Here is a 25,018-nt window from a genome sequence, read left to right as displayed (position 1 = left end):
GTGTGCAGCGCTCCGCCGGACGACGCCCGCGTGCGTTCGATCAATCGCATCAAATACGTCGGCAAGCCCTTCGACAATGGCGTCCTTTGGCGGGGCGGCATCATAGGCGGCGACGTCTGGGTCAGGAACGGAAGCAAACGCTTCACGCTCGATGTTGCAGCGACTAAGTCGCAGCATTGGGCGAGGCGGACCTATCACGAGTCACGCGAATATATCGAGCTCTATCGGAAAGCTTGCGCCGAACATGGCATTCGATTGGACGAGTAGATTGAAATCGGGAGCAGGCCCCGCCACCAGCTGAACCTGCTCGCGATTATCTAGGTGCCATTGGGAAGGAGACCAGAAAACCCAATGAAAGCGCGACAGCCTCACAACAGGCCATCAACATGAACGCAACCGGAGATCGGCAAATGCGTCAACGCAAATCTAGCAACACTACCAGTGGTTGTAAACCGGAAAACAAAGAACCCGCCCGGGTTGAAGTAGAATTCCTCGGCCCATCCAATAAGGGGCCACAATTTTTCATCCAATTCGCCGGCGATCGCATCTACGTGATTTGTGCGGAGGGCTCCTTCGCCATGCCACGCCTTCCACGAACCTTCGACGAATTTAGCGATATCTGTTTAGGCCTACTCCGCCGCCGTGCCCCGACCATCTTCCAGCAGCGCTGGGCGAGTGTTGTTGAGGACGCTCGCGAGGCCGGTCTGCTGGCCACGGGCAGGATGCGCTTGCGGCGGAAGTACTAAAGCTCCGGGGCGGCGGTACAGGATTTAAAACGATGGATGCAAGAACCGCTCAAAATATCCACGTAACGGTTCGGACCTTAGCAGATTTCTTTGTTGGGTACTCAACGGCGCATGGGCATTCTGAACCCACCGGGAAGCATCGCGAAGACGGCAAAGCGATAGCCAAGTCATGGACTGATAAGACCCCCTTAGCGCAGCATGATTGGGACGACCATCTCGCCGGCAAGATCGGCGTCGGCATTCATATTCTGCTAGATGACGATGTGAACATCCGTTTCGGTGTGATCGACGTCGACCAGTACAAAATCGATCTTAAAGACCTATCGGAGAAGATCGCCGACCTGCCGCTGACACTGTTTCGCTCAAAGAGCGGCGGCGCGCATCTGCATTGCAGTATTGCGGTGCCCCGTCCCGCTGCCGCCATGCAGAAGCTGCTCAACGGATTGGCTGCGCATCTCGGTTTCACCGGTTGCGAAATCTTTCCCAAACAGACAATCCGCGAAGCCGACGATTTCGGGTCTTGGATCAATATACCGTATTTCGCCGGCGATAGGTCGACTCGATATGCCATCGTCAATCGCAGAGGGCTGCCGCTAGACGAGGCTATTGACCACCTCGCCATGAAACAGCTTTCCGGTGACGAGTTCGATGAAGCTGTCGCTCAGTTCGGTGCCGACGCTCCACCCACCCAGCCAGCCGAGCCTAAGACCGTCATCCATCTAACAAGACACGAAACCGCCCCCAAGACCACCATTGCCGAGGGGCAGGCATTCGCCGCCGAGCGCCTTCAAAGTTATATCAAGGAACTGCGTCAGGTCGTCAAAGGCGATCGCAACAACAAGCTGAACGAGCGCGCCTTCTGGCTTGGGCAGATGGCTGGACGAGGTTGGATTGACGAGGACGACGCCAAAAACAGCTTGCGAGATGCGATCCGCGGCTTCTGGAATCTCGACCGCGATGACTGGCGCCGCATGTACCGGACCATCATCTCTGGCATCAAGCGGGGCAAGCTCGTCCCGCACCCAGAAATCAGCAAGATACTCGATCCCAGCGATCCCCTGACCATCGCCAAGAAACTGGTTGCTGGTTCCATGACAGACGAAGCCGGCGATCGTCTCATGCAGCGGCACAAGGGAGCCTTCTACCAGTTTCGCAATAATTTCTATCGCCAGGTGAATGACGAGGAAATCCGGAACCGCGTCTGGCGCTATCTGGGCCGGGCGCAATGCTGGGACGCCAAAGCCAACAAGGCGCTCCCATTCAAGCCCAATAAGCACATCGTCGCCAACGTCTGCGAAGCCCTGCAATCGGTGTGCATGGTTGCTGACCGCGATCCGCCGTTCTGGATCAAAGAACAAGACGACCAGCCGCCGCCAAACGAACTGTTCATATGCGCCAACGGCCTCCTGCACCTGAGCACGAAGCGCCTGCTGCCGGTAACACCGAATTTCTTCTGTCTGTCGGGTTCGGACGTACGGTATGACGAAAAAGCGACCTGCCCCGAATGGACCGCATTTCTGAATTCGATCTGGAGCGACGATCCATATTCCAGCACGGCTCTGAAAGAGTGGTTCGGGTACTTCCTGAGCCAAGATACCAAGCTGCAAAAGGTCCTGCTGGTCATTGGACCGAAGCGCGGGGGCAAGGGGACGATCGGCCGCGTCGCCAAGGCTCTGCTCGGCGCTGAAAGCGTGATCGGGCCGACGCTCCATAGTTTCGGCACTCAGTATGGTCCGCAGGAACTGATCGGCAAATCGCTCGCGGTGATCAGCGATGCCCGCATAACCAATAAAAGTGATGCCAGCGCCATCACAGAGATGCTGCTCGCGGTATCAGGAGAGGATCCCCGTACGCTGCCGCGCAAGTACCTCTCAGCCTGGACAGGCCGTCTGACGGTACGGTTCATGATCCTTGCGACCGAAATCCCCAGCCTGCCAGACGAGAGCGGCGGCCTGCCGAACAGGTTTATCGTCCTGCCGCTGACGGAGAGCTTCCTAGGCCGAGAAGACCACGACCTTGAAAGGAGGTTGATGGGCGAATTGCCCGGCATCTTGAACTGGGCGGTAGAGGGCTATGCGACGCTCAGCAAGCGCGGTCGCTTTGAACAACCGAAAAGTGGCACTGAATCCATCGCCGATATGGAACGCATTGCTGAGCCGGTCGCGACCTGGGCCACTGAAAATCTTCGTTTCGAAACCCTCGAGGAACGGGAGGAGCGGCTTGCTAGACCCAAGCTTGAGAGGCAGTCGAATGAAAGCGAAATAGACTTTGCCACGCGGATGGCCTCTTACGGATATGGCGAGCCGTTTGAAACATTGCAGGCGCTTTTTGCCAACTGGAATCAGTGGTGCGAGGACACGGGACGGAAGGCCGGCAGCGATGCATCATTCGCCAAGAAGCTGCGAGCCGTGTTCCCGAAGCTCCGTTCTGAAAGAATGAAGAATGACAAGGGCAAGCCGGTCACAGCCTATTTAGGCGTGAAGCTGCTGGATTTTTCGCCGATTTAAACAGGGACAACAGGCAAAAACAGGCAAAACAAGGAAAACTCTTGTACTGAGTCTAACTAATAGGGTCTCTGATAGCGAATCATAGGTGAGAGTTAGACTTAGGCTCACAATAGAGTTTTCCTTGTTTTGCTTGTTTGCTTGTTTATTGACGATCATCGGACGTAAACCTAGCGCGACAGGAAGATATCTGCGGAACACGGTGCGATTTAATTGTTTACACGAAGATATTTATTGGTTTACGGATTGTGAGTGGCGATGAAGCGGTGACGGTGGCCAAGCATTCTTCAACCAAGCTTTAATCTGCCGTAATAAGTTGCGCTTAAACCCAGTATTGTTGCTAACAGACTGACATAACTATACAATCCGCATTTGCCGTTGATCAAGTTCAAAAATGAATAAGGCGCAATAAGGTTTCACAATGGTTATTCCCAGACGAAAGGGCGATCCCATCACTGCTATGGAGATCAATGACCCAAGAGGCTTACGGCAGCGAAGCTTCGTCTACAAAGGCCCAACAGCCAAGAAGCTCACCCTGCGCACCCTAGACGACCTTGACATGCGCAACCTCGCCGGTCAGCGGGCCAAGCACTGGTTACAGACGATGGTAGATGAGTTGGGCGGCCCTAGCGCCATCAGCCTTGCTCGCCGCACTCTCTTGGAGCGAGCAGCATTCGTCAGGGCGCTACTCGAACATATGGAAGCTGAAAGGCTGGATGGCGTCGACATTAGCGTCGGCTCCTATTCCAACCTAGTCTCCACGCTGCACAACCTGCTTCGCACTGTCGGACTTGAAAGAGTCATGAAGGACGTGACGCCAAGCCTCACCCAGTATCTCCGCAATCACGACGCGGCGACCGTAGAGAGCGCCCCCGGTAGGGAAAAATCAGACGCCAGGGGGCCGGACTCAGAGGCGGCGGATAAGAGCGACGACGCCTGATCTCCCAACCATGCATCTCAGATCAGATGAACCCCGTCTGAGAACCCCAACCTATCTGCCCCGAGCCCGATCCGGCCCAACCACCAGCTTGAATTCCGGCTAAGGGTGGATATTGTTGAAAAAGTCCGACGCACCGCAAAGTCGCCACCGATAATAGAATCCCGTTCCACCCCGGCGCATTGCATGGCTGGATTCACTTTTGGGATCTTCTCGGAACGCCATTCTACGCAAATGCCATGGGCAGCCGCGACGCGTACTTTTTCAACAGTATCGGTGGAAGGTCGCCGTTCGCTCAACGTAATACGTTGTCTTAATCCTTAATCCTTGGCTTCCACCAGCAAGGTGCGATACTCTGCAGCAAGGGAGACGCGGGTCGACTGATGTGCCGCCAACAAGAGAGTGGCCAACCATTTGTTGGATACTTCATAGCCGGCCAATGCTCTTTCAATTTCCGGCACTGCTAGATATGGGGTCTTCATCTCAAATCGTCGGGCTACCACGGCACCGGCCCAAAAATCGCGAGCGTAGCGGCAAATGTTGTCAAGACACGCTCTCTTGAAATGGGAAGCTTGCAACCACTCCCAAAGCCGCAGGTGAGCCAGCAATGTCTCATCCAAGCTACAGTCTTTACCGCATGCCATCTCAAGAGCGAGAGAAGCGACGTGGCTACGCAGATCATCGCGAATTATTGAGCCGTCGAACCACTCCGGGACAAGGCTCGAACTCTCAAGGCCCGGTAGCAATCCCGCGATCCTCTCTAGCTCCGTAGTTTGAAACGGCGAGACTGTCGCTAAGTTGATCGCAAATGCTATTGCCGCATCCCGGACATATGGCCGGGCGGCATCACTCCCCAAAACATGTGCACCAAACGGCGGCATACTCACCTTGGCTGGCGCGACCGGATCAGGCCGTGGGTCTGTCTTTCGCGCCTCGCTGAAGTAAGCAATGGCAGCCGCTGCTTCTGGAGCTGCGTCCGTGAATTCGTCGAGGTCGATATTTGCTACCGCTCGCTCAAGTCGCCCCATCGGCAGCTGAACATAAAGATCAGCATAGCTAGCAAGGTCTTTGATCCCCTGCCAACCTGCAATTTCGGTCCAAGGGATACCTTCTTCGAGGGCCACCAATCCAAACAAGAACCAAAGCGACGCGGGTTCTGGGATTGGCCACTTTTCAAGGTCGGAGTGAGGCTCGGGATTGCTGATTGCCCCAATGAAATAGACCACAGGCTGATCGTCAATTTGGATATCGCGTTGTTTCTGTGACCTGAGCCAGAGCACAAAGTGCCGCCCCAGGGCCGCGACGGCATGATCCTTCGGACTCTTTCCGGCACCGCGCTCCGCGAGCTGCCCAACTAAATCGACCATCCCTCTTACGGCGCCCTCAGTGTCGCCGGACTTATACCTAACGCCTATCGCGTCGATTAGCAGACCGAGCTTGAACGCCTCCTGATCAGTCTGAACCTTGAGCAATGCATCGTGCGCTTTGAGGAAATAGCTCTCAGAATCTCGCCATAGGCCCAACTCGCCAGCACTCATGGCCGCCTCTCTAAACGCGAAGGCCGCTTCGATAGCGTCACCTGCCTTTAGCCAATCTTCAATCGCCGCAAGACCCTTAAGAGCAGCTTCGTACTCCCCAGCCCGCCAAGCTATTTTTGCCCGCTGTCGGGCAAGGTCCAGGTTCTGGGGTAAACGGGCATCTGCTGCGTCGAGCGCTTTCAACGCTGCAGAATGGTCGTGTCCATACTCGTCGATGAGGACAGCCTGATTCCGATAACATCGGGCAGCAATGTCGTCCTCACCCCACGCTAAGGCGATGTCTGCAAGATTGGCATAGGTATTCGCGCCGACGCTCCAATCTAAGGTGCCGGCTTGTAAATGCTTTAGCCACGCGTTGTCGACAATAAGCATAGACCAGGCCCTGTCATGCTTAGTCGCGCTTAGCCACCTTTGACGCTCCGCCGCCGTTAGCTCAGACAACGTGCTGAAAAGTGTTTCAAGTTCCGACAGGCCTGGTAGGTGAAGAGCATGGGCCATGAATAGGAAACTAATAGGATCAATCCCGAGCGCCGCTGTAGAACTGCCGAAAATGCCCTGGAGATCAATTCTTCCGGCGGGCTCGCTGTCCATCTGACGCAGCAGGTTAAACCAGCCATCAATCAACCCAAGGCTCTCCTGTGGGTGCAGGATTTGGCTTAGTGCCATGAACTTCAATGGTACCCCTGCAGCTTCCGCTTCCGCAAGTTCCACAAGCGAAAGAATGTAGCGGACTGATTCATTGAGTTCGCCGCGATCACCACGGGTGACCAGCAATCTATGTCGAGCGATGCCAAGTAAGGCAGCGATGATCGGGGGCGGCCGATAGCTTACCTCCCCGATTCTAGACAGGTAATCTCGAAAGAACGGCATTGCGCCGGACAATAGCTTTACCACGTCGCCTTGGGCCTGAGTGAGTGCGATCGCAAGCTGGTTAAGGGCTGCGTCGTCCTTGGCCACCAATGCGTGCATGAAGCCTGTGTCCAGCAGGTCGCCAGCAAGCGGGTTGCGGAATATGATCGACCTGCCGATAGCGCTATCAAGCGCCTTTTGTTCCGTGGTTCCGAGAAGATGATTGGGCAAGTCCGCGACTAGAGGCGATACGCGGAATCGGTGGTCACCAACTCGCTCAATCCAATAGCCCGACAGCTTTTCGACTGTAATTTTGGCCGATTGAATCACAGGCTCGACGGATGCGATTGCTTCGACGACTTGTCTGTCAAACGCGCCGCCGACCTTTGCCAAGCGGCTAAGGAGCGCCACCTCCTGGCCCCCGAGTTCTTCAAGCAGCCGGCGCCGAGTGGCTCGGCGCTCGGCCGCGACATCTTGGTTATCAAAACCCTTTGTAAGCCATGTCTCCAGCTCGTCTTCCGGCCAACCACGGGCTGCCATGCCGGCCACGACAACGTGTACCAGCTGTGGATGACCGAAGCCGCCGGCGTACTTCACAAACTTCGCCCAAGTAGCCGGGTTGCCACCATATTGAGCAACGAGTTCGGCAGCGTCCTCATCGCTGAAGTCTGGTGCTTCGACGACATCCATAGCTTCTAGGCCAAGCGCCTCTCTCAGCGCCCTACCCGGCGGATTGTTGCTCGAAATTACGCAGGCCAATCCCTCGCGCGAGAGCGTCGTCCCTAGGGCGCGAAGTGGCACAACGATCTGCGTTTCGTGATCAACAGTGAGGTCGTCAAGCACCAGGCCCGAAACATCTGGCATTCGCCCCAGCGCCTGACGCGCTGCGGCGATGCGCTCGGCTGCCGCCCCTGCCGCAGTTCCGCGAAGCCGAAGCGCTTGCCAATTGCCGCCTTGTGCGCCGGCAACCAGTGCGGCCAAAGTCGACTTCCCCATTCCGTTTGCGCCATGTAGCCATAGTCGCCTTCGTTCGCGAAAGTTCACGGCCACGTCTGCGGTGCTTGCGGACCTGCGAGCCAGCTTTGCCGGCAAGGCTAAGTCGCTCGGCACCCAGCTGCCGGTGATATCCAGATCTACGCCCGTGCTAAATGCACGCGCTATTGGCACCCGAATCGTGTTGGCTTCCTGAACTAGCTTAGCTAGCCCCGCGTAGGTCAGCCTCCGCTCTTTATTTAGCACGATTGTGTTAAGCACCTCGTGCAGGAGAGTATCCAAGGCCCGCTCGGACTGATCAACGGTGCCGCCAAGCGCTAGGCCGACCTCTATTATGTCTTCCCTATTTCGTTCGACAATGTCGGCATAGTCCAATTCCCCACATGACCATTGTATTGGCTTCAGGAGCAATTCACGAATGTCCTCATCGGTGGCGTCCTTGAGGAATTGACCAAGGGAGCCTGCCTCGTCGAACCTAGCCTGCAGGGCCGCTTTTAGTTCAGCAAGATCACCACTACCCCGTCCCACGATCTGCCATGCGTCGAGCCCACGCGTACCACTCGGGAGGCCATTCTTGCGCTCTTTGCCGATTTGAGACGTTGTAAGGAACGTCAGCTGAATTTTGCGCGCAACATTGGCCTCTCTATATCGCCAGAAATTGCGGATTGCGTCCAAAACATCGGCTGAATTGAGCGTTACTGAACCTGACTCGCGGGTGTCCTTGACCTGCGTCGCCGCGAGGATCTCGTCACGACTCGATGGGTCGCGGCTGAGAGAGGCGTAGTCTTCTGCGGCCTCTAGGAAGAGATAACCGTTTCTCTTCAACTGCAACCATGCCGCTACAGTGCGGTGCAGCTGATAAGCATACCCACGGAGCGAGGCGACAGCTTGGCGCTTGGCCTCTCCATCTGGGAGATTCCACGTGTCGCCACCTGGGCCAATAAGCGATGATATTCCGTCGTCTGCCAACTAACCTCCTTAAGCGGCCCTTGGAACGTGCGATCAATTGGTAGCAGATATCTAATTCTCCCGGCGATGTTCTTTCGGCCTTCAGCACTCGACCATCTACCGCGCCACATCAGCTTGAACTAATATTCACGAATGGCGCTCCACTGGTTCTCCCCACCCCTCTATGTGAAGACAGATCGACCGGGCGTGAGATTTGGCGTCAGCCATGTCGAGGGTGCCGCGGAGAAACTTCTAAGCTGGACCAAACGCGGCCCCCGATGGCGTCATGCCGTCGAACTTTGCATGGAGGGGTTGCAGGGGCGTGTGGCTCCGGCTGCGGTGCGCGATGCCTTCGAAGCCGCGGCTAAGGAAGAGGGTATGTTTCTTCCCGCCGAGTGATCCCCCAGCCTGTCTGAAATGGGTGGAACGTGGGAGTTGTAGCGTCGTCGCGCTATCTTCTATTGGCGTCTTCTGGGGATTTCCTTTCGAATTTTCTCAAGCTCTTCCGCAATGTGATGTGCCCCCTTCGTACTCCAGCCACCCCTAAACCCGTCTTTTGGTTCAAAATTGTAAGAGAGCGTATCGCGCTCTTTCGCGTCGGGAAGCGCCGCCCAGCTAATGGTCGCTTTGAATCGTTTGTCGTGGACTTTTGGCCCCATTACGCCCTGTATCGGCAGCATCTGCCCCGGCGGCAAAAGTGAAGTCTCAAAGTTCGTTTCCACTTGATCGGAGGCCTGCGACCCATCGGGTTTCGGCAGAGCGGGCGTCACCTGAAGCTTTACGTCGAATGCTGTTGCATTTCCGGTATTTCTCAGTGTGAGATTGAGGGCGATCGCACTCGCACCGCTCGACTCAAGGGAACATACCACGAAAGGGCGCGAAGTCATCTTGGCCAGCGCGGCGGTTTCGACTGCGAGTACCTTGGTAACCCTCCACAGAGCCAATGTTGCCAAAGCAGTAACAAAAGCTGCTACGACTTGCGCAGCTGCAAGTCCGTTTCCATCGCGCCCTAGCCAGTGAGTGATATCTTCCAGTAGCATTACTGAATCCTTCAAAAGCTCTACCGCTCCTAAGTGACTCCTTCTAGGGCACTTGGCCAGATTATGCCAATCGTAGTAAAGTAAAGCGTCCGAGCCGAACTTCTGCGATCGTCCCAAAAATTGACCCAGCGCAAAGCTTCCCCACCTCCAATCCCCTAGAACATCAATCGCGGGGGCCAAGGTGGCGGTCGGAACCGAACAGACCCAAGGCAAATTGGCGACGCTACCGGCAATGGCCGCCACCATCATCCCCCGCTTGGCACCCAAACTCCGTTGCGCAACGGTTTTCGCCCGACGACGACCATTGATCGCCCAAATGACGCCGCGAGCACCCGGCTGTGAGCGCGAAGACCAGCATCGCCGGTACAACACCCAGCGAGCGAATCCCAACGCGAGACGCGGTTCTCATAGACCCGGCTACGAGCTTGAGCCGGCTCCCTGCTCTCGTCGATCAAGTGTCTCAAGCAATTCAGTGAACGACGGCGACGACAGCTTTGGATCGACATCCAGTCGCAGCAACTTGCGCAACTGCTTGCGATTGCCTTCCGAAGTGATCAGCCTCCGGAAGGTTTGGGCAGACTCCTGCTCTGCTTTGTGAAGCTTGGGCATAATCGGGCATCCCATTGGCCCTCAAGGCCGAAACCCACCCGCGAGGGAATGGTTCCCTTATGTGATCGGCTACGCCGCCTCAAATGCGCAACGGTTGCGCTTTCAACCCCAAATAGAAACCACCACAACCGCAAGTTTGCGTTCATCGCGAACCAGCTTATACTGCGAACAACATCGTCGCAGTGAGCGTTATTGTGAATATCCTCGATGTAATCAAGGATGATAAACTATTCGCCTTCTGGCTGAAGGATCAAGTGACTTGGCAGACGTGGATTATTGTCTTGAAGGCGCTGTTCGCCCTCGACATGAACCCCACAGAACTTGATACCTTCCGCAAGTTCACGCACCGAAAGAATCCCCCAAGCAGACAAGTCAAGGAAGGGTGGCTTGTATGCGGGCGGCGCGGCGGCAAGTCGTTCATCCTCGCCCTGCTGGGTGTCTTCATTGCCGCATTTCACGAGTACCGCCAGTACCTCCAACCCGGCGAGCGCGCCACCGTCCTGATCGTGGCGCATGATCAGCGGCAGGCCCGGGTCATATTCAGATTCATTTCTGGATTTTTGCACCACATTCCCATGTTGCGGGAAATGGTCGAGCGGGAAACTGCATCCAGCTTCGACCTTTGCAACGAAACTACCATCGAAATCAGCACGGCCAGTTACCGCAGCGTCCGTGGCTACGCGATCATCGCTTTCCTAGCCGACGAGATCGCTTTTTGGCCGTCCGAAGATTCCGCTGATCCTGACATCGAAATCCTGCGCGCCATTCGCCCGGCGATGGCGCAGTTCCCCAATCCGCTTCTGCTTTGTGCATCAAGCCCCTACGCGCGGAAGGGCGCACTCTATGAAGCCTACACCAGACACTTCGGCAAAGAAGACGACAACGTTCTAGTCTGGCAGGCTGACACTCGGAGCATGAACCCTACCGTTCCGCAGAGCTTCATCGATGCGGAGATGGAGAAGGATCCACTCAGCGCCGCCGCCGAATACCTGGCCCAGTTCCGCAGCGACGTCGAAACATTCATCTCCGTCGAAGCCCTCCAAGCCTGTGTTGTGCCACTGACCGAACGCGCTCCGCGCCAGGGCGTCAGATACCACGGCTTCGTCGATCCATCAGGCGGCGCATCGGATTCCATGACCCTCGGAATCAGCCACCTCGAAGGCGACAAAGCAGTTCTCGATTGCCTGCGCGAGGTCACTCCGCCGTTCAGCCCGCAAAATGTTGCAGCCGAATTTGCTTCCACGCTCAAGCGCTATGGCATCTACAAAATTGTCGGCGACCGATATGCAGGGGAGTGGCCTCGGGAGCAATTTCGTAATTTTAACGTCAGCTATGAAGCTTCCGCCGATGCCAAATCCAACATTTATCGCGATCTGTTGCCGCTCCTGAATAGCCAGCAGATCGAACTGCTCAATCACAAGCGCCTTTTGCTCCAGCTTCAGAGCCTGGAGCGACGCACGACGCGCGCGGGCCGGGACGCCATTGACCACCCACCGGGGAGTCACGACGACCTGGCTAATTGTGCGGCTGGAAGCTTGCTCATGTGTCTGGCGAGCAAGAAGCGCGAGGTTCATGTCGGCATCATCGCTGGAACTGGCGCTGGCGGTCGCATCGTATGGCGAGACAAGGAGCCGAGGCCGCGAAGCTGGCAGCGCCGGATTCTGACGCCCGAGCAAGCGCGACAGAAGAGCGAAGCTTTTGAGAATGGACCCAAGGCCTTTCGCATCTTGAATTGAAGGAGACCGTCCCGAATGCCGAAGAAGATAACCAATATTGAGATTGCCGCCACCATCGCCCCGATGCAGAGCAGGTGGCCGACCGATCCAGTCGTCCATTGGGAGAGACTACATCAAGCCGTCCAGAGCATCCGCGATCTTGTCGCCACAGTTGACGCCAGTTGCCTTGGCATCGAAGCCGACACCGACCTGAGCCCGGAGGGCCTGTATCGTCGCCGCGCTGAAATCGGCCGCAAAGCGATTGCGGAACTGGAAGCTCTGTCTTCTGTGCGTGGAGCCGAGAGCGCCGTCCAGAAGGCGGTAGAGACGTTCGACAGTGGCCTGTCAGCCGACATCCCAAAGCCGACTACGGTCGCGGAAGTGGCCCTCGCTCAAGAAATCCGCCAATTCATGCGAAGCGCAGGTGGCTCACCATTCGATTTTGCCATGCGCAATGTCACCAACCCCGTGGTCCTTGGCGCGATTGTCCATGCGCCGCAGTTCCTATCTGGCCTGGACGATGCCGCAGTCACCGCGATTCGAGCCCGGGCGTCCACTGCCCTACACCCCGATCTCGTCAAGCAGAAGGCTGATGCCGAAAAGGCTTTGGAGGAGCTCCAAAAGGCTGTTGGTGCCGCCAAAAGATTGGTCTTCGCAAGAACCGAAACCGTGCAGGAAGCCCAGAGCGGCGTCGTGCGGGGCATTCGCGATAAAGCCCCGGCTCCGGCTCCGATTGCCGAGGCGGCTGAATAGGAGGCAAGCGCAATGGAAGAAGCGATCGCTTGGTTGCTATCGGGCCAGCGCAAACGCCGCCGGTCGATGGCGCGACAACTGCAAGAACAGTTTGGCTTGACGATGACTGATGCGCTCAAGGCCATTCGGATTGCCCGGATGCGCGACAGTCTCGCCGTTCGAAAGAGCCAACCATAACCGTTCCGTCGAACAGGAGAAGAAGGGGCCACTGAGATGCCCGACATTGCCAGCCTAGTCGTCGCCGTCGATGCCACCTCCGCGACGCCTGCGGCCAAGGCGTTGGATACCTTCGCCGCCTCCGCTGGCAAGGCTGAAGCAGCCACAAGGGTGTGGTGATGATCCCTGTTGGTACACCTGTCCAGTCAATCACAGACAATTTCCTTGGCATCGTCACGGCACACAAAGGGGCCGCCGAGGGACAGATCGCCTGCGAAGTCACCACAGTCGAGGTGCCACTGAATCGAAGCCGCATCTACCGCGACGAAGACCTTGCCACATATGCCGCGACCCCAACGCCCTATGCAGTCGGCAGCAAGGTCCGGTGCTATGGCCAAGACGCTGAAATCATTACCTACAATGCCGACGACGATACCTATGAGCTTGTGAGCATGGTCACGCTACCCTCCGGCTCCATCGTCGTCAGACATTGGTATCCAGCCGTTCCCGCCTGGCACATATGGTTGTGGCACGGCAATGATGCTGTTCCGTCGGAGCCGCCCGCATGACTGCTCTGATTTGTGCAAAGGCACCGGTGAGAGAGCCGCTGAGAGCCGCGTTTGCTGGGTCGTCCGCAGGCGAGCACCGCACATGCACAAATTGCCGCTGTCGCCGCTGCCATTCAAGCGAAAGGAGGAGCAGATGAATACCGAACAACGCATCGCCGTTGCCGCTGGATGGCTTAGGCGTCATCCGCGAACAAACACGCAAAAAGAATTCGAGCCGACGCTCCCGCTCCTTCAGAAGAAATTCAATTTGACTGGTCTCCAGGCGGCGAGAGCTATCAAGCAATCAAAGGCTGCACATAGGTGGGCCTGCCGCCATGATTCACCGATGCGTGGTCCGAATGCCGCCGTTTGGCATGCAACGTAGTAGAGCTTCTTTGGCCGGTGTCGTAGCAGCGCCGCCAAGGAACGGGGTAATAGGCGATTGCACCCCGGCCGCGCCACCATTTGGTTTCATGGAAGTCTCTTTTGGTGGCGCGGCGAAGAATTTCCACCTTTAAGCCCGCTTAAAGGTGAGCACGAGCTTCTGGCCGGCGTGATGCCGGTGGGAGCGGGGTTCCTAATCGGGAGGCCCCGAACGCCGACGCCTCTTGCCATATTGGGGCGTCGGCGCGGAATCTCTCCCGTAAGTCAACTTACGGGAGTCAAAGTTGCAAGGCCCTCAACCTTGCAAGATCCCCGACCTGTTCCTCCTTTGTGCCATTCGGCCGGGTGGGGGATCACCATTGAAAAGGTCAATGGACCGATGGGACTGACTAGCGAACCCACGCCCGGCATCGCTGCCAGACGTGGGTTGCCGGTTTTCAGGAGCCGCCTAGTTCCTTTCGGATTTCGTCATCGGACCACCCATATTCCCGCTTCAGAATTTCACAGGTGATTTTGAATTGTCTTGTCCAGAAGGGTAGGAGCTTTTTCCATTCTCGTACGTCTGGATCATCCGACGGCAAGTTACGAATGCGGTCGGCATCGCTGTCCATGTCGTTGATCGCATCCTGGAGGAATGCAAGATGGCCCGAGAGAGCCTGCTCAATGATGATCCGTTCTTGACGGAAGCGGTTATAGGAACGGTTGAGGGCCATCGCTCAGACCCTTCCCGTCTCAGCCAGCCGCAGCCATGCCTCGATTTCGTCGAGACTGGCGTCATAGGTGTAGTGACGAAGGTCCTCTTCATCGCCGCCAAAGAGGGCGAGCCCGCTGTAGTCGCTGATCAGTGCGTAGCCATCACCATGCGGTGATTTGGCGAGGCAGTACTTGCGTAACTCAGCGATCACCCTGAGTCGGTTTTCACGTTCTTGTTGGTCTTCTGAGGTCATTTTCCAAACTCCAAACGGTTGCTGTCCCGCGAATGATTTCGCGGGTTTGGGCAGGTTTCGCTCGGAGTTGAGCAGCGTCGTGCTGCTCAGTGCGATGAACTAAATGGCCCTAGGGGCTCGGTGCATCGCGGTTTGGCTGATCAAAGAATGGCCCAACTGGCGGCGAGTTTCAAGCCCCGAATGCCCCGCAGATTTCCATAGCCATTTTCATCAATTGAGACGATATTAGACATCACTGATGAACTGGCGGGCAATCCCCCTCACACCCAGCCTGCTAGTTTATTGAGCCGGCGGTGGCGCCCCCCGCACATCCGCCGGCTCTCTTTGTTCATCACACCCCGTTGTCCAGCTTGCCAAGATTTCGGTAGCCAGTTTGACCGAGCGGGAGCATATTAGTTGCCACTGATGAACTGAGCACCTGTGTCACTCTTGCTCGGTTCATTGGTCCGGCGGTGACCTTTTCTCCCATTACACACCGCCGGCTTTTTCTTGGCCTATCGTCGATGAGGCCTTGGATCGTGTTCCGGCTGCGCATGGAGAACGAAATTACGTCTGAGATGATCGAAGCCGGATCGATAGCGCTATCATCTTGGGATCGAGATTTTGATACACCGGAGGCTTAGGCTCTTCAGGTATTTCAGTTGATGCTGCGCGCTCTTCCCATTCATTCATTGGTGCGAAAAGATCATACCGACGGGCGAAAAAGGTTAGGGTCGTGAGCAGTTGGACTGTGTCGTCGATCACGCCCTCCATTGTCGCAATGTCCCAGACTTCTTCGTGCAGCCGAACGCTACCTTTGAAGCGAGCCACTAGGGCAAGTGCTTGATCGTCGGAAATGTTGTGCGGCCAACTGTTGTGAACGATCCTGTTTCGAATACCAAGAATTCTGTCGAACTCCGCAATCAGGGTTTGCAGGCTGGGAGCAAAATCGACATCGAAGATCTCTGGCCTAACCGACGACGCAAAGGTGCGAATGAATTCGCTCACAGATCGGTTCCCCATATTGCTTGCCAGCATCAAACCAACTGCGCCATTGCTTTGCAGCAAGCCGACAATGATTTTCTGGAACACAAATTCGACGCGGGCCCATTGGATTGCTAACATTCCGACGGCCATCACAAGACGCGGGTTTACGTCGAAAGGTTCCACGGTATTTCCCATGACGAACTCCCCCAAAGACAAAGACCAAGAAAAGGGCGACGAGGTTCTGCGCCGCCTGTGAAAAACCCCGCAGAGCCTCGCAAAAAGAAGAAGCGCCCGGATTGCTCCGGGACGCCCCCTGTCAAAAGAAGATCGAGAGAATGGCCGCGATGCCAAATAGGCAGAGCGCGACGTTCACTTTCACTTCTACCGTGACCTTGGGTTTCATGGTGAAATCCCTCGGTCCGTGCGCACGGAACCAGAAGGTTTCGTGAGTCATGCCAGCGTTACGAATAGGCCGTCGTTCGCCGGTGTATCGGCTCGCTCTTGGCGTTGTACTTCCGCCGCCAGCGAATCCCATCTGCTCTCAAGGTTGCCGGTCCGGTTGACCTCGTCTGAGGAGGTTCCATTCCGACCTCGACATGGGGCCGCAGGTTATCAAGTCCGGGTGCCCGAACGAGCATCGTTCGGACCTTCCTTGGGCTGCGGATCGCTAAGAATGATCTGAGTCGTGATTTCATGTCGAGTCCCTTAGCGAACATATTGCGAACAAAGGAACGGCCAAGCTCCCTTATTCAGCCTTATTGAGGCGACCTTATTCGCTCAACGCCTTGGGTTTCATGGGCTTGTTTTTAAGGGCGGGTTAAGCCTCGCTCGAGCGCCGCAACCGGTCGGCCGGTTATCGATGCCAGCGAGAAGAAGGCCAGCGTCTGCTCTTCGCAGGTCACCGCCACGACGCTGTTCGAACGATCGATATCGAGACCCTTCGGGCCGCCTTCTTCGACACTGGCCCTGCCGCGCCCGAACGTTTCGCCGTCAAGGACGGCAACAGAGCGAGAAGGCATACGACTGCCACTCCAACCCGCGTCACGGTCGTATACGTGAACCAATGGACTGCCTGCATCGGCGACAAGGATCTGCCGGTCATCGCCCGTAAAACGCAGGCCGTGCGGATAATTGGCGTTCTGCAGGATTCCTGCGGGTTCGGTATCCGGTCCCAGCGGCGCGGACATTCTGTAGATCTTCACATCGTTCGTGCCGTGACTGCTGACGGCGATCCATTGGCCATCATGGCTGACCGCTATGCCGTCGGGTATGTTCAGGCCGCGCTTCAGAAGGGCCTGGTTTTTCCACGCGCGGTAGCCCCACCGGTCGACGACATGGCGTGTGACCCTGTCCCTGTAATTGTTGCAGACCAGGAGGCTGACCCGGCCACGCGACTCCTGCCTGGCCACGATCGAACCTGGCGTTTTCAGCTTGCAGAACAGCCCGCCCTTGATCTCGCGAATAGGCTCTATATCGCAGCGGCGGCCGGCCGGTTCGCCCGAGGGCAGGGCAAATATCGCAAGCAGCCCATCCCGATTGGCGATCACCAGGGTTCGGTCATCGATGAAATCGAGGCCGTGGACCTCGCCCATGCTTTTCGACGTCAATTCCATGAAGTCATGGACGGTGACTTGCGGACCACTCGGCGCCGCATCGACGTCGACCCGCAGGATCAGACAGCGCCTTCGCGCATATCCCGCAATTGCCAGCAGCCGATTGTCCGGCGAAAAGCGCAGATCTTCCGTGCGTCCGATGGCCGAGAGCGCGGCGCGTACGGCATCGCTGGCCTTGAAGTCGATCCGGGCTATCACCTGAGAGCGTGACCTGAAGGGCTCGAATAGTCGATATGGGTGGTCATCGGCACCTTTTGCCGCGCCAGACCCGGCGCACTCAGTTCTCCTGGATCGAAATACCCTTGTCGTCGATCTTGAGTTCGACGCCCTTCGGCTTGGTTTGCTCGCGATAGACGTAGGTGCCGAGCGCGATGACCACGACGACGAGCGCGCCGATGATGAGATAGAGCATGTTCTGTTTCATGGCGCGCCCTTGATGTCCTTCGATGGATCAGGCCTGCTTCACCAGCTTGATCAGCACGAGCAGGATGACCGCGCCGATCATGGCGTGGATAATGGAGGCAAATATACCACCGCCTAGGGCGAACCCCAGCCTTGGGAAGAGCCAGCCGGCGATCAAGGCGCCGACGATGCCGACGACGATATTGCCGACCAGGCCGAGGCCGAAGCCCTTGACGATCAGGCCGGCGAGCCAGCCGGCGATGGCACCGATGATGATGAAGACAAGCAGGCTCTCAACACCCATTTGCAAATCCCTCCTGAGCGGACGGTCGCGGAGCAGGAAGCTCCGAATCGATCTCCGATTGCAACAGGCCCAAGTTATTGGAAAGTAGCCGGCCCCGCCAGCGGCGTCATTCGTCCCAGCGGCGTCATTCGTCGTCGTCATCCCCGGATGCGGGCCGCCAGCTGATCGGCTCGATCTTCTTTTGCGTATGGCCGTCCGTATAGGCCCACCAGCCGGCGTCGCTCTCGTCCCAGTCGCCGCCGGCCGCCTTCAGCCGGTCGAGCGAACGGTACTGCGCGATGGATTCGTTGATCACGCCGTCGCTGTCCTTCCAGGTGACGGTGACCTTGGAGCCATCCTTCGGCGCTGTTTCGATGGGTTTTCTGGCAGCCATTTCATCCTCTCCATGGACCGACAGAACGTCGCGGCGAACACCTGGTTCCAACTTGAAGCGTGTCGCGTCCGATGGGATTCATGCGACGCGCTTTAAGTTTTATTGCATATCGTTGTCCCAAAACCGCTGCGCACCCTCGGGTCAGGCCCGGGAGCATGCTTTTGGGCGACATGCATTAGCTGTGAGCGAAGATATCTGCCTCACCCCAGCCCATCAGATCGAGTTTCGCACGCGTCGGCAGGAAGCGGAAGCAGGCCTCTGCCTCCTTGGTCCGCTTCTCGCGCGCCAGCCGCGCTGCCAGCACATCGCGCAGCCGGTGCAGATAGAGCACGTCGGAGGCGGCATATTCGAGTTGTTCGGGCGACAGCGTCTCCGCCGCCCAGTCCGACGATTGCTGCACTTTCGACAGGCTGACGCCAAGAAGCTCAAGGCAGATATCCTTCAACCCGTGCCGGTCGGTGTAGGTTCGGGTCAGCCGCGATGCGATCTTGGTGCAGAACACCGGCTCCGGCATGACGCCGAAGGCGTTATAGAGCACGGCGAGATCGAAACGGCCGAAATGGAAGAGCTTGGTTATGCTGCGGTTCTTGAGCAGGCTGACGAGGTTCGGCGCCTTCTTCTGGCCGGGCGCGATCTGGATGACGTCGGCGGTACCGTCGCCCGGCGAGATCTGCACCACGCAAAGCCGGTCGCGATGCGGATTGAGGCCCAGCGTCTCCGTGTCGATGGCGACCGCCCCGACGTCGTAATGCAACAGCCCGGGCAGGTCGTTCTTGTGGAAACGGATATCGCTCATCGTCTTCTCCGGTCGCGGCGTGCTCCGTCCTCGCCGCGATCCGATGAAAAATCAACAGAAAGTTGAATTCTTGTCCCGTCAGCGTGTCAGCGCATCGAGAATGCGCGCCCAGGAGCGCTGTCCCTTATGGAAGGAACTCATCTCGTATTTCTCATTCGGCGAATGGATGCGGTCATCGTCGAGGCCGAACCCGACCAGCAAGGATTCGATGCCGAGATAGGTCTGGAAATCGCCGACCACCGGGATCGAGCCGCCGCTTCCGGTCGTCACCGCCGGCTTCGGCCATTCGTCGGACAGCGCGTCCTTGGCCTTGGCGAGAAACGGCGAGTCGTAGGAAAGCTGGATCGCCGGCGAGCCGCCATGCGGATGGAAATCGACCGAGCAGTCGGCCGGGATACGCTCCCTGACGAAGGCCTGGAAAGCGGCGCGGATCTTTTCCGGGTTCTGCTTGTGGACGAGACGGAAGGACACTTTTGCCGAGGCTTCCGCCGCGATCACCGTCTTGAACCCCTTGCCGGTATAGCCGCCGGTAATGCCGTTGAACTCGGCCGTCGGCTGCGCCCAGGTGAGTTCGAGCACCGAGCGGCCCTTTTCGCCGGATGGGATCGACAGGCCGACAGGCCCAAGGAACGTCTCGGCGGTCTCGCCGAGCGTCTCCCACGATTTCAGGACCTGCGAGGGGGTCTCCTCGACACCGTCGTAGAAACCCGGAATGGTGACATGGCCGTCCTTGTCGTGGATGTCGGCCAGGATCCTGGCCAGGATGCGGATTGGATTGGCGGCGGCGCCGCCATAAAGACCGGAATGCAAGTCGCGATCGGCGGCTTTCACCGTGATCTCCTCGCCGACCAGCCCGCGCAGCGCGACGCAGATGGACGGCGTATCGCGGTCCCACATCCCGGTGTCGCAGACAAGCGCGAAGTCGGCCTTGAGTTCGGCCGCGTTTGCCTCGAGGAACGGCTTCAGCGACGGCGAGCCGGACTCCTCCTCGCCCTCGAACAGGATCGTGATGCGGCACGGCAGCCCGCCATGCACCTGCTTCCAGGCACGGCAAGCCTCGACGAAGGTCATCAGCTGCCCCTTGTCGTCGGCCGAACCACGTCCCGTGATCACCTGATGGCCGGGCTCGATCTCCTTGACCGAAGGCGCGAACGGGTCGCTATCCCAGAGCTCGATCGGGTCGACCGGCTGCACGTCGTAATGGCCGTAGAACAAGACATGCGGCGCGCCCGCCGGCCCGTCATGATGCGCAACCACCATCGGATGGCCTGGCGTGTCGCGCAAGCTGGCGTCGAAGCCGATCAGCTTGAGCTCCGCCACCAGCCATTCCGCCGCCTTGCGGCAGTCGGCGGCATAGGCCGGATCGGTCGAGATCGACTTGATCCCGAGCAGGCCGAACAAGCGCTCCAGGCTCTCGTCGAGGTCTTTGTCGAGGCGGTCGAGGACGGGGGAAATTCTGCACATTTTATCAGGCCTTTCGATTCTGAGCGGCAACCCTAAAGCTGCGAGGCAGAAACGAAAAGCCGGCGGTCGTTGGGCCACGGAGCCTGTCGGCAAAAAAATGCCGCCGTGGTGGAGGGGGAACCACGGCGGCTTTTACTCGAAACGATGCGGCAGCCCGGAGAGGGGGGATAGGCTGCCGCAAGTGTCCGGGATAGGCGGGGGACGGGCCTTGCTCCGGACTTCGGCGAAAAATGCCGATGGCGTTTATTTGTGTCTTCGAACGTGGCGATTCAAGGGCGCGAAAATTACACTTTTGTAACATACGCGTGAGCGGCCAATTCTTCGGCGGCCGATTCTATAGTGGCCAAGTCGTCAAGGACATCGGCTCTGTCAGGGTGTTGCTGGAACAGGTGGCTGAAGCCGCCTTTGGCATGGACCGCGGCGCTGCACCGCGCTATCCCTTCGTCCCATGAAAAAAGGCGATCATCTCTTCCTTGTCGACGGCTCCGGCTACATCTTCCGCGCCTATCACGCGCTGCCGCCATTGACCCGCAAATCCGACGGCCTGCCGGTCAGTGCCGTGCTCGGCTTCTGCAACATGGTTTGGAAGCTGACGCAGGACGCCCGCAACACCGATGTCGGCGTGGTGCCGACGCATTTCGCCGTGATCTTCGACTATTCGTCGAAAACCTTCCGCAACGATCTCTACCCCGAATACAAGGCCAACCGCTCGGCGCCGCCGGAGGATTTGATCCCGCAATTCGGCCTGATCCGCCAGGCGACCAAGGCCTTCAACCTGCCCTGCATCGAGATGGAAGGGTTTGAGGCCGACGACCTGATCGCCACCTATTGCCGGCTTGCCTGCGACGCCGGCGGCGACACCACCATCATCTCCTCCGACAAGGATCTGATGCAGTTGGTCGGCGCAACCGTCGGCATGTACGACCCGATGAAGGACCGCCAGATCGGCGTTCCCGAAGTCGTCGAGAAATGGGGCGTGCCGCCGGAAAAAATGATCGACCTGCAGGCGCTGACCGGCGATTCGGTCGACAACGTGCCGGGTGTGCCCGGCATCGGGCCAAAGACAGCGGCGCAACTGCTCGAACAGTTCGGCGACCTCGATGGGCTGCTTACACGCGCCGGCGAAATCAAGCAGGAGAAGCGCCGCGAATCGATCATCGCCAATGCCGACAAGGCGCGCATTTCGCGTGAACTGGTGACGCTGAAGAACGACGTGCCGGTGATCGAGGGGCTCGACGATTTCACGTTGCACGAGCCCGACGGGCCAAAGCTGATTGGCTTCCTCAAGACCATGGAGTTCTCGTCGCTGACCCGCCGCGTGGCGGAAGCGACCGGAACGGAGCCGGCTGATGTCCAGGCAGTCGCCGTTACGATCGAGCGCGCCGACACCGCGCATGGTCCCGATGTCGGGTTTGGAGTGCCGGCAGCCGCCGAAAGCGCGGTGGGCGCTGTGACCGATGAAGCCGGCGGGTCGACCGCCGCCGGCAGAGAGCCGAGGGAAGGCGACACCCCTTCCCTTCTCTCGGCGCTTCGCTTCGAGGACGCCACTGCCAGGAAGATCGACACCAGCGCCTACGTCTGCATCCGCGACACTGCAGTTCTGAAGGCCTGGATCGCCGAAGCGATGGAGGCCGGCATCGTCGCCTTCGACACCGAGACCACCTCGACCGATCCGATGCAGGCCGAGTTGATCGGTTTTTCCATGGCCACCGCCCCCGGCCGCGCCGCCTATGTGCCGCTCGCTCATAAAAGCGGCAACGGCGACCTGCTCGGCGGCGGAGTGGTCGAAAACCAGATCCCGATCCGTGAAGCGCTTGGCGTCCTGAAGCCGTTGCTGGAGGACAAGTCTGTTCTCAAGATCGTGCAGGAGCTGAAATACGACCTCGTCGTCATGAGCCGCCACGGCATTGATGTCGCCCCTTTCGACGACACCATGCTGATTTCCTACGTGCTCGACGCCGGCACATCCGGCGGCCACGGCATGGCGGCTCTGTCGGAAAAATGGCTCGGCCATTCGACCATTCCCCTCAAGGAGCTGGCCGGCTCGGGAAGAAGCTTCGTCGGCTTCGATCAGGTCGATATCGATAAGGCAACGGCCTACGCCGCCGAACACGCCGATGTGACGCTCAGGCTCTGGCGGGTGCTGAAGCCAAGGCTTGCCGCCAAGGGCCTCGTCTCGGTCTATGAGCGGCTGGAACGGCCGCTGGTGCCGGTGCTGGCAAGAATGGAACAGCGCGGCATCTCCGTCGACCGGCAGATCCTGTCGCGGCTCTCCGGCGAACTGGCACAGGGCGCCGCGCGGCTGGAGGACGAAATCTATCAGCTCATCGGCGAGCGCATCAACATCGGCTCGCCAAAACAGCTCGGCGACATCCTGTTCGGCAGGATGGGCCTGCCCGGCGGCTCCAAAACCAAGACCGGCCAGTGGTCGACCTCGGCGCAACTTCTGGAAGACCTCGCCGCCGAAGGCCACGAACTGCCGCGCAAGATCGTCGACTGGCGCCAGCTGACCAAATTGAAATCGACCTATACCGATGCGCTGCCCGGTTTCGTCCATCCCAATACGAAGCGCGTCCACACTTCATACGCCCTTGCCGCGACGACGACGGGACGGCTGTCGTCGTCCGATCCCAATCTGCAGAACATTCCAGTGCGCACCATCGAGGGGCGAAAGATCAGGACGGCCTTCATCGCCGACAAAGGCAACAAGCTGGTTTCTGCCGACTACAGCCAGATCGAACTGCGCGTGCTCGCCCATGTCGCCGAGATCCCGCAGTTGACGCAGGCCTTTGCCGACGGCGCCGACATCCATGCCATCACTGCGTCGGAAATGTTCAACGTGCCGGTCGAGGGCATGCCAGCGGAGATACGCCGCCGCGCCAAGGCGATCAATTTCGGAATCATCTACGGCATTTCCGCCTTTGGCCTCGCCAACCAACTCTCGATCCCGCGCGAGGAGGCCGGCGCCTATATCAAGAAATATTTCGAACGCTTCCCGGGCATCCGCGACTATATCGACGCGACCAAGGCCTATGCCCGCGAATACGGCTATGTCGAAACCATCTTCGGCCGCCGCATCCACTATCCGGAGATACGGTCGTCGAACCCTTCAGTCCGCGCCTTCAACGAGCGCGCCTCGATCAACGCGCGCCTGCAGGGCACCGCCGCCGACATCATCCGCCGCGCCATGGTGCGCATGGACGATGCGCTGGAAAAGGCAAAGCTTTCCGCTCGCATGCTGCTGCAAGTGCATGACGAGCTGGTCTTCGAGACGGCCGAGGCGGAGGTCGAGGCAACGATCCCCGTCGTGCGCCACGTGATGGAGAACGCCGCGATGCCGGCGGTATCGATGTCGGTGCCGCTGCATGTCGACGCCCGCGCCGCCAACAATTGGGAAGAGGCGCATTAAGGTGGACATTTATCTCACCTACCGCGGCCAAATTCCCTCTAAAGCTAGCAGCCTTGATGCGGTTTGGAACATGCGAAGGAGTTTCCATCGCCAGCTTGAGACACTATGGGGCAAAGAACCGTTTGCAGTGCTCAAAAAAAATGGGAAGATTCAGATTTCGCTGCAAAGGCACCCAATTTTTTACGCAACGTCGGGAACCAGCTATTCGTCCCGTTCTACGGAGAGGCTGTCGGCGTAGGTGTTAAATTGGAAATTAAACTACTGACAGGAATGCCTCAGCAGCAAGCGGTCATAAGCAGCGGTGATTTGGACAATCGAATAAAGCGAATAATCGATGCGATGCGCGCACCTACACAAAAAGGCGAACTTACCGCGAACCTTGAGCCAAACTCACGATGGTACTGCGTCATGGACGATGACAGCTCGGTAAAAGAGGTAACAGCCTCGCTAGCACCATATTTGGACTCGAACGATCGAAGCGAATCTTTCGTTTTTATTAGAGTTAGAACATCTCCTAACGCTGTCACATTCGCAAACTTAGCTATGCTGTTTTGACAGAGCTACCTCGCGCTCAGGCAGCCTCGGCCCGGCATTTCGCACAGGTGCCGCGGAACTCGATCACCGCCTTCTTGGCGGCGAAACCGGTCGAGCGCACCCACTCGTCGAGCCGATGGCCGACATCGTGGTCGGAGAACTCCGTCACCTGCCCGCATGTGTCGCAGATGGCGAAGGCGGTCATCGAGTGGCTGTGGTCGTGCGGCTCGGCGCAGGCGACAAAGGAGTTGAGGCTTTCGAGCCTGTGCACGAAACCGGACTTAACCAGCGTGTCGAGCGCGCGATAGACTTGCAGCGGCGCGCGGAAGCCGCGCTCGCGAAGCTGGTCGAGCAATGTATAGGCGCTGAGCGGCCCGCTGGCGGCCTCGAGTTTCTCGAGCACGCACAACTGGTTTTTCGTCAGCACATCCCTTGCCGCCATGATCCTGTTTCCAACCCGTTTTGCGCCGCTTGCATGTCATTTCCGCAT

25 protein-coding genes are annotated in these 25,018 nt (G+C 58.2%); 12 read left to right on the top strand and 13 right to left on the bottom strand.

Annotated features, from left to right (window positions below):
- The 4 genes from IQ26_RS14555 (at window position 1) to IQ26_RS14540 (ending at window position 4,190) form a co-directional block, all read left to right on the top strand.
- Window positions 1–267, top strand: coding sequence for a hypothetical protein (locus IQ26_RS14555; RefSeq protein ID WP_145718322.1), 267 nt, complete (start codon window positions 1–3; stop codon window positions 265–267).
- A 119-nt stretch (window positions 268–386) separates the two neighbouring features.
- Entirely contained in the window at window positions 387–746 is a 360-nt protein-coding gene (locus IQ26_RS14550; RefSeq protein WP_145718320.1) for a hypothetical protein, read from the top strand.
- Between the two features lie 32 nt (window positions 747–778).
- Window positions 779–3,253 (top strand): phage/plasmid primase, P4 family, encoded by a 2,475-nt coding sequence (locus IQ26_RS14545; RefSeq protein ID WP_145718318.1) that lies wholly within the window; start codon window positions 779–781, stop codon window positions 3,251–3,253.
- Window positions 3,254–3,671: 418 nt separating this feature from the next.
- Window positions 3,672–4,190 (top strand): hypothetical protein, encoded by a 519-nt coding sequence (locus IQ26_RS14540; RefSeq protein WP_145718316.1) that lies wholly within the window; start codon window positions 3,672–3,674, stop codon window positions 4,188–4,190.
- A 317-nt stretch (window positions 4,191–4,507) separates the two neighbouring features.
- Here IQ26_RS14540 and IQ26_RS14535 read toward each other — a convergent pair whose 3' ends face one another.
- Window positions 4,508–8,536, bottom strand: coding sequence for a hypothetical protein (locus IQ26_RS14535; protein WP_145718314.1), 4,029 nt, complete (start codon window positions 8,534–8,536; stop codon window positions 4,508–4,510).
- Window positions 8,537–8,668: 132 nt separating this feature from the next.
- Between IQ26_RS14535 and IQ26_RS14530 the strand changes: the two genes are divergently transcribed.
- Window positions 8,669–8,914, top strand: a complete 246-nt coding sequence (locus IQ26_RS14530; protein ID WP_145718312.1) for a DUF982 domain-containing protein — start codon at window positions 8,669–8,671, stop codon at window positions 8,912–8,914.
- A 59-nt stretch (window positions 8,915–8,973) separates the two neighbouring features.
- Here the strand turns inward: IQ26_RS14530 and IQ26_RS14525 are convergent, their stop codons facing one another.
- The gene (locus IQ26_RS14525) at window positions 8,974–9,804 is read right to left on the bottom strand and encodes a hypothetical protein (RefSeq protein WP_208760161.1); all 831 of its coding nucleotides are present in this window, start codon (window positions 9,802–9,804) and stop codon (window positions 8,974–8,976) included.
- Between the two features lie 168 nt (window positions 9,805–9,972).
- Window positions 9,973–10,164, bottom strand: coding sequence for a hypothetical protein (locus IQ26_RS14520; protein ID WP_145718309.1), 192 nt, complete (start codon window positions 10,162–10,164; stop codon window positions 9,973–9,975).
- Between the two features lie 194 nt (window positions 10,165–10,358).
- Here IQ26_RS14520 and IQ26_RS14515 point away from each other — a divergent pair, with 194 nt between their 5' ends.
- From IQ26_RS14515 to IQ26_RS14500, 6 genes are all read left to right on the top strand, one after another.
- The gene (locus IQ26_RS14515) at window positions 10,359–11,900 is read left to right on the top strand and encodes a hypothetical protein (RefSeq protein ID WP_208760160.1); all 1,542 of its coding nucleotides are present in this window, start codon (window positions 10,359–10,361) and stop codon (window positions 11,898–11,900) included.
- Window positions 11,901–11,915: 15 nt separating this feature from the next.
- Complete coding sequence (locus IQ26_RS14510) at window positions 11,916–12,632, top strand: hypothetical protein (protein WP_145718307.1); 717 nt, start codon at window positions 11,916–11,918, stop codon at window positions 12,630–12,632.
- A gap of 12 nt (window positions 12,633–12,644) precedes the next feature.
- Complete coding sequence (locus IQ26_RS39140) at window positions 12,645–12,809, top strand: hypothetical protein (protein WP_156090936.1); 165 nt, start codon at window positions 12,645–12,647, stop codon at window positions 12,807–12,809.
- A gap of 36 nt (window positions 12,810–12,845) precedes the next feature.
- A complete protein-coding gene (locus IQ26_RS41075; RefSeq protein ID WP_276316425.1) occupies window positions 12,846–12,968 on the top strand; it encodes a hypothetical protein in 123 nt (40 codons plus the stop codon).
- Window positions 12,968–13,357: a hypothetical protein gene (locus tag IQ26_RS14505; protein ID WP_145718305.1), complete on the top strand. Its 390-nt coding sequence runs from the start codon at window positions 12,968–12,970 to the stop codon at window positions 13,355–13,357. Before IQ26_RS41075 ends, IQ26_RS14505 begins: the two co-directional genes overlap by 1 nt.
- A 133-nt stretch (window positions 13,358–13,490) precedes the next feature.
- On the top strand, window positions 13,491–13,721 hold the full coding sequence (locus IQ26_RS14500; protein WP_145718303.1) for a hypothetical protein: 231 nt from the start codon (window positions 13,491–13,493) through the stop codon (window positions 13,719–13,721).
- A gap of 436 nt (window positions 13,722–14,157) precedes the next feature.
- Here the strand turns inward: IQ26_RS14500 and IQ26_RS14495 are convergent, their stop codons facing one another.
- The 9 genes from IQ26_RS14495 to IQ26_RS14455 form a co-directional block, all read right to left on the bottom strand.
- On the bottom strand, window positions 14,158–14,433 hold the full coding sequence (locus tag IQ26_RS14495) for a hypothetical protein (RefSeq protein ID WP_145718301.1): 276 nt from the start codon (window positions 14,431–14,433) through the stop codon (window positions 14,158–14,160).
- Between the two features lie 3 nt (window positions 14,434–14,436).
- The gene (locus tag IQ26_RS14490) at window positions 14,437–14,667 is read right to left on the bottom strand and encodes a hypothetical protein (RefSeq protein WP_145718299.1); all 231 of its coding nucleotides are present in this window, start codon (window positions 14,665–14,667) and stop codon (window positions 14,437–14,439) included.
- A gap of 546 nt (window positions 14,668–15,213) precedes the next feature.
- The gene (locus tag IQ26_RS14485; RefSeq protein WP_145718297.1) at window positions 15,214–15,828 is read right to left on the bottom strand and encodes a hypothetical protein; all 615 of its coding nucleotides are present in this window, start codon (window positions 15,826–15,828) and stop codon (window positions 15,214–15,216) included.
- Between the two features lie 611 nt (window positions 15,829–16,439).
- A complete protein-coding gene (locus tag IQ26_RS14480) occupies window positions 16,440–17,444 on the bottom strand; it encodes a hypothetical protein (RefSeq protein WP_145718296.1) in 1,005 nt (334 codons plus the stop codon).
- Window positions 17,445–17,523: 79 nt separating this feature from the next.
- Window positions 17,524–17,670, bottom strand: a complete 147-nt coding sequence (locus tag IQ26_RS39720) for a hypothetical protein (protein WP_126034716.1) — start codon at window positions 17,668–17,670, stop codon at window positions 17,524–17,526.
- A gap of 27 nt (window positions 17,671–17,697) precedes the next feature.
- Window positions 17,698–17,952 (bottom strand): GlsB/YeaQ/YmgE family stress response membrane protein, encoded by a 255-nt coding sequence (locus IQ26_RS14470; RefSeq protein ID WP_145718294.1) that lies wholly within the window; start codon window positions 17,950–17,952, stop codon window positions 17,698–17,700.
- Between the two features lie 124 nt (window positions 17,953–18,076).
- A complete protein-coding gene (locus tag IQ26_RS14465) occupies window positions 18,077–18,325 on the bottom strand; it encodes a hypothetical protein (RefSeq protein ID WP_145718292.1) in 249 nt (82 codons plus the stop codon).
- A 175-nt stretch (window positions 18,326–18,500) separates the two neighbouring features.
- Window positions 18,501–19,121 carry a ribonuclease D gene (locus IQ26_RS14460; RefSeq protein WP_145718290.1) on the bottom strand — a complete coding sequence of 207 codons (621 nt, stop codon included), beginning with the start codon at window positions 19,119–19,121 and terminating at the stop codon, window positions 18,501–18,503.
- Between the two features lie 78 nt (window positions 19,122–19,199).
- Window positions 19,200–20,585 (bottom strand): M20/M25/M40 family metallo-hydrolase, encoded by a 1,386-nt coding sequence (locus IQ26_RS14455; protein ID WP_145718288.1) that lies wholly within the window; start codon window positions 20,583–20,585, stop codon window positions 19,200–19,202.
- A gap of 448 nt (window positions 20,586–21,033) precedes the next feature.
- Between IQ26_RS14455 and polA the strand changes: the two genes are divergently transcribed.
- On the top strand, window positions 21,034–23,994 hold the full coding sequence (gene polA, locus IQ26_RS14450) for a DNA polymerase I (protein ID WP_145718286.1): 2,961 nt from the start codon (window positions 21,034–21,036) through the stop codon (window positions 23,992–23,994).
- A gap of 571 nt (window positions 23,995–24,565) precedes the next feature.
- Here polA and IQ26_RS14445 read toward each other — a convergent pair.
- Window positions 24,566–24,970, bottom strand: coding sequence for a Fur family transcriptional regulator (locus IQ26_RS14445; protein WP_126034730.1), 405 nt, complete (start codon window positions 24,968–24,970; stop codon window positions 24,566–24,568).
- Window positions 24,971–25,018: the final 48 nt, after the last annotated feature.

This window comes from Mesorhizobium tianshanense, assembly GCF_007830515.1.
In the GTDB taxonomy this organism is placed as follows: Bacteria; Pseudomonadota; Alphaproteobacteria; order Rhizobiales; family Rhizobiaceae; genus Mesorhizobium; species Mesorhizobium tianshanense.
The sequence above is the reverse complement of the archived record's forward strand: the minus strand, read 5'-3'. Positions and strand labels throughout refer to the sequence as shown.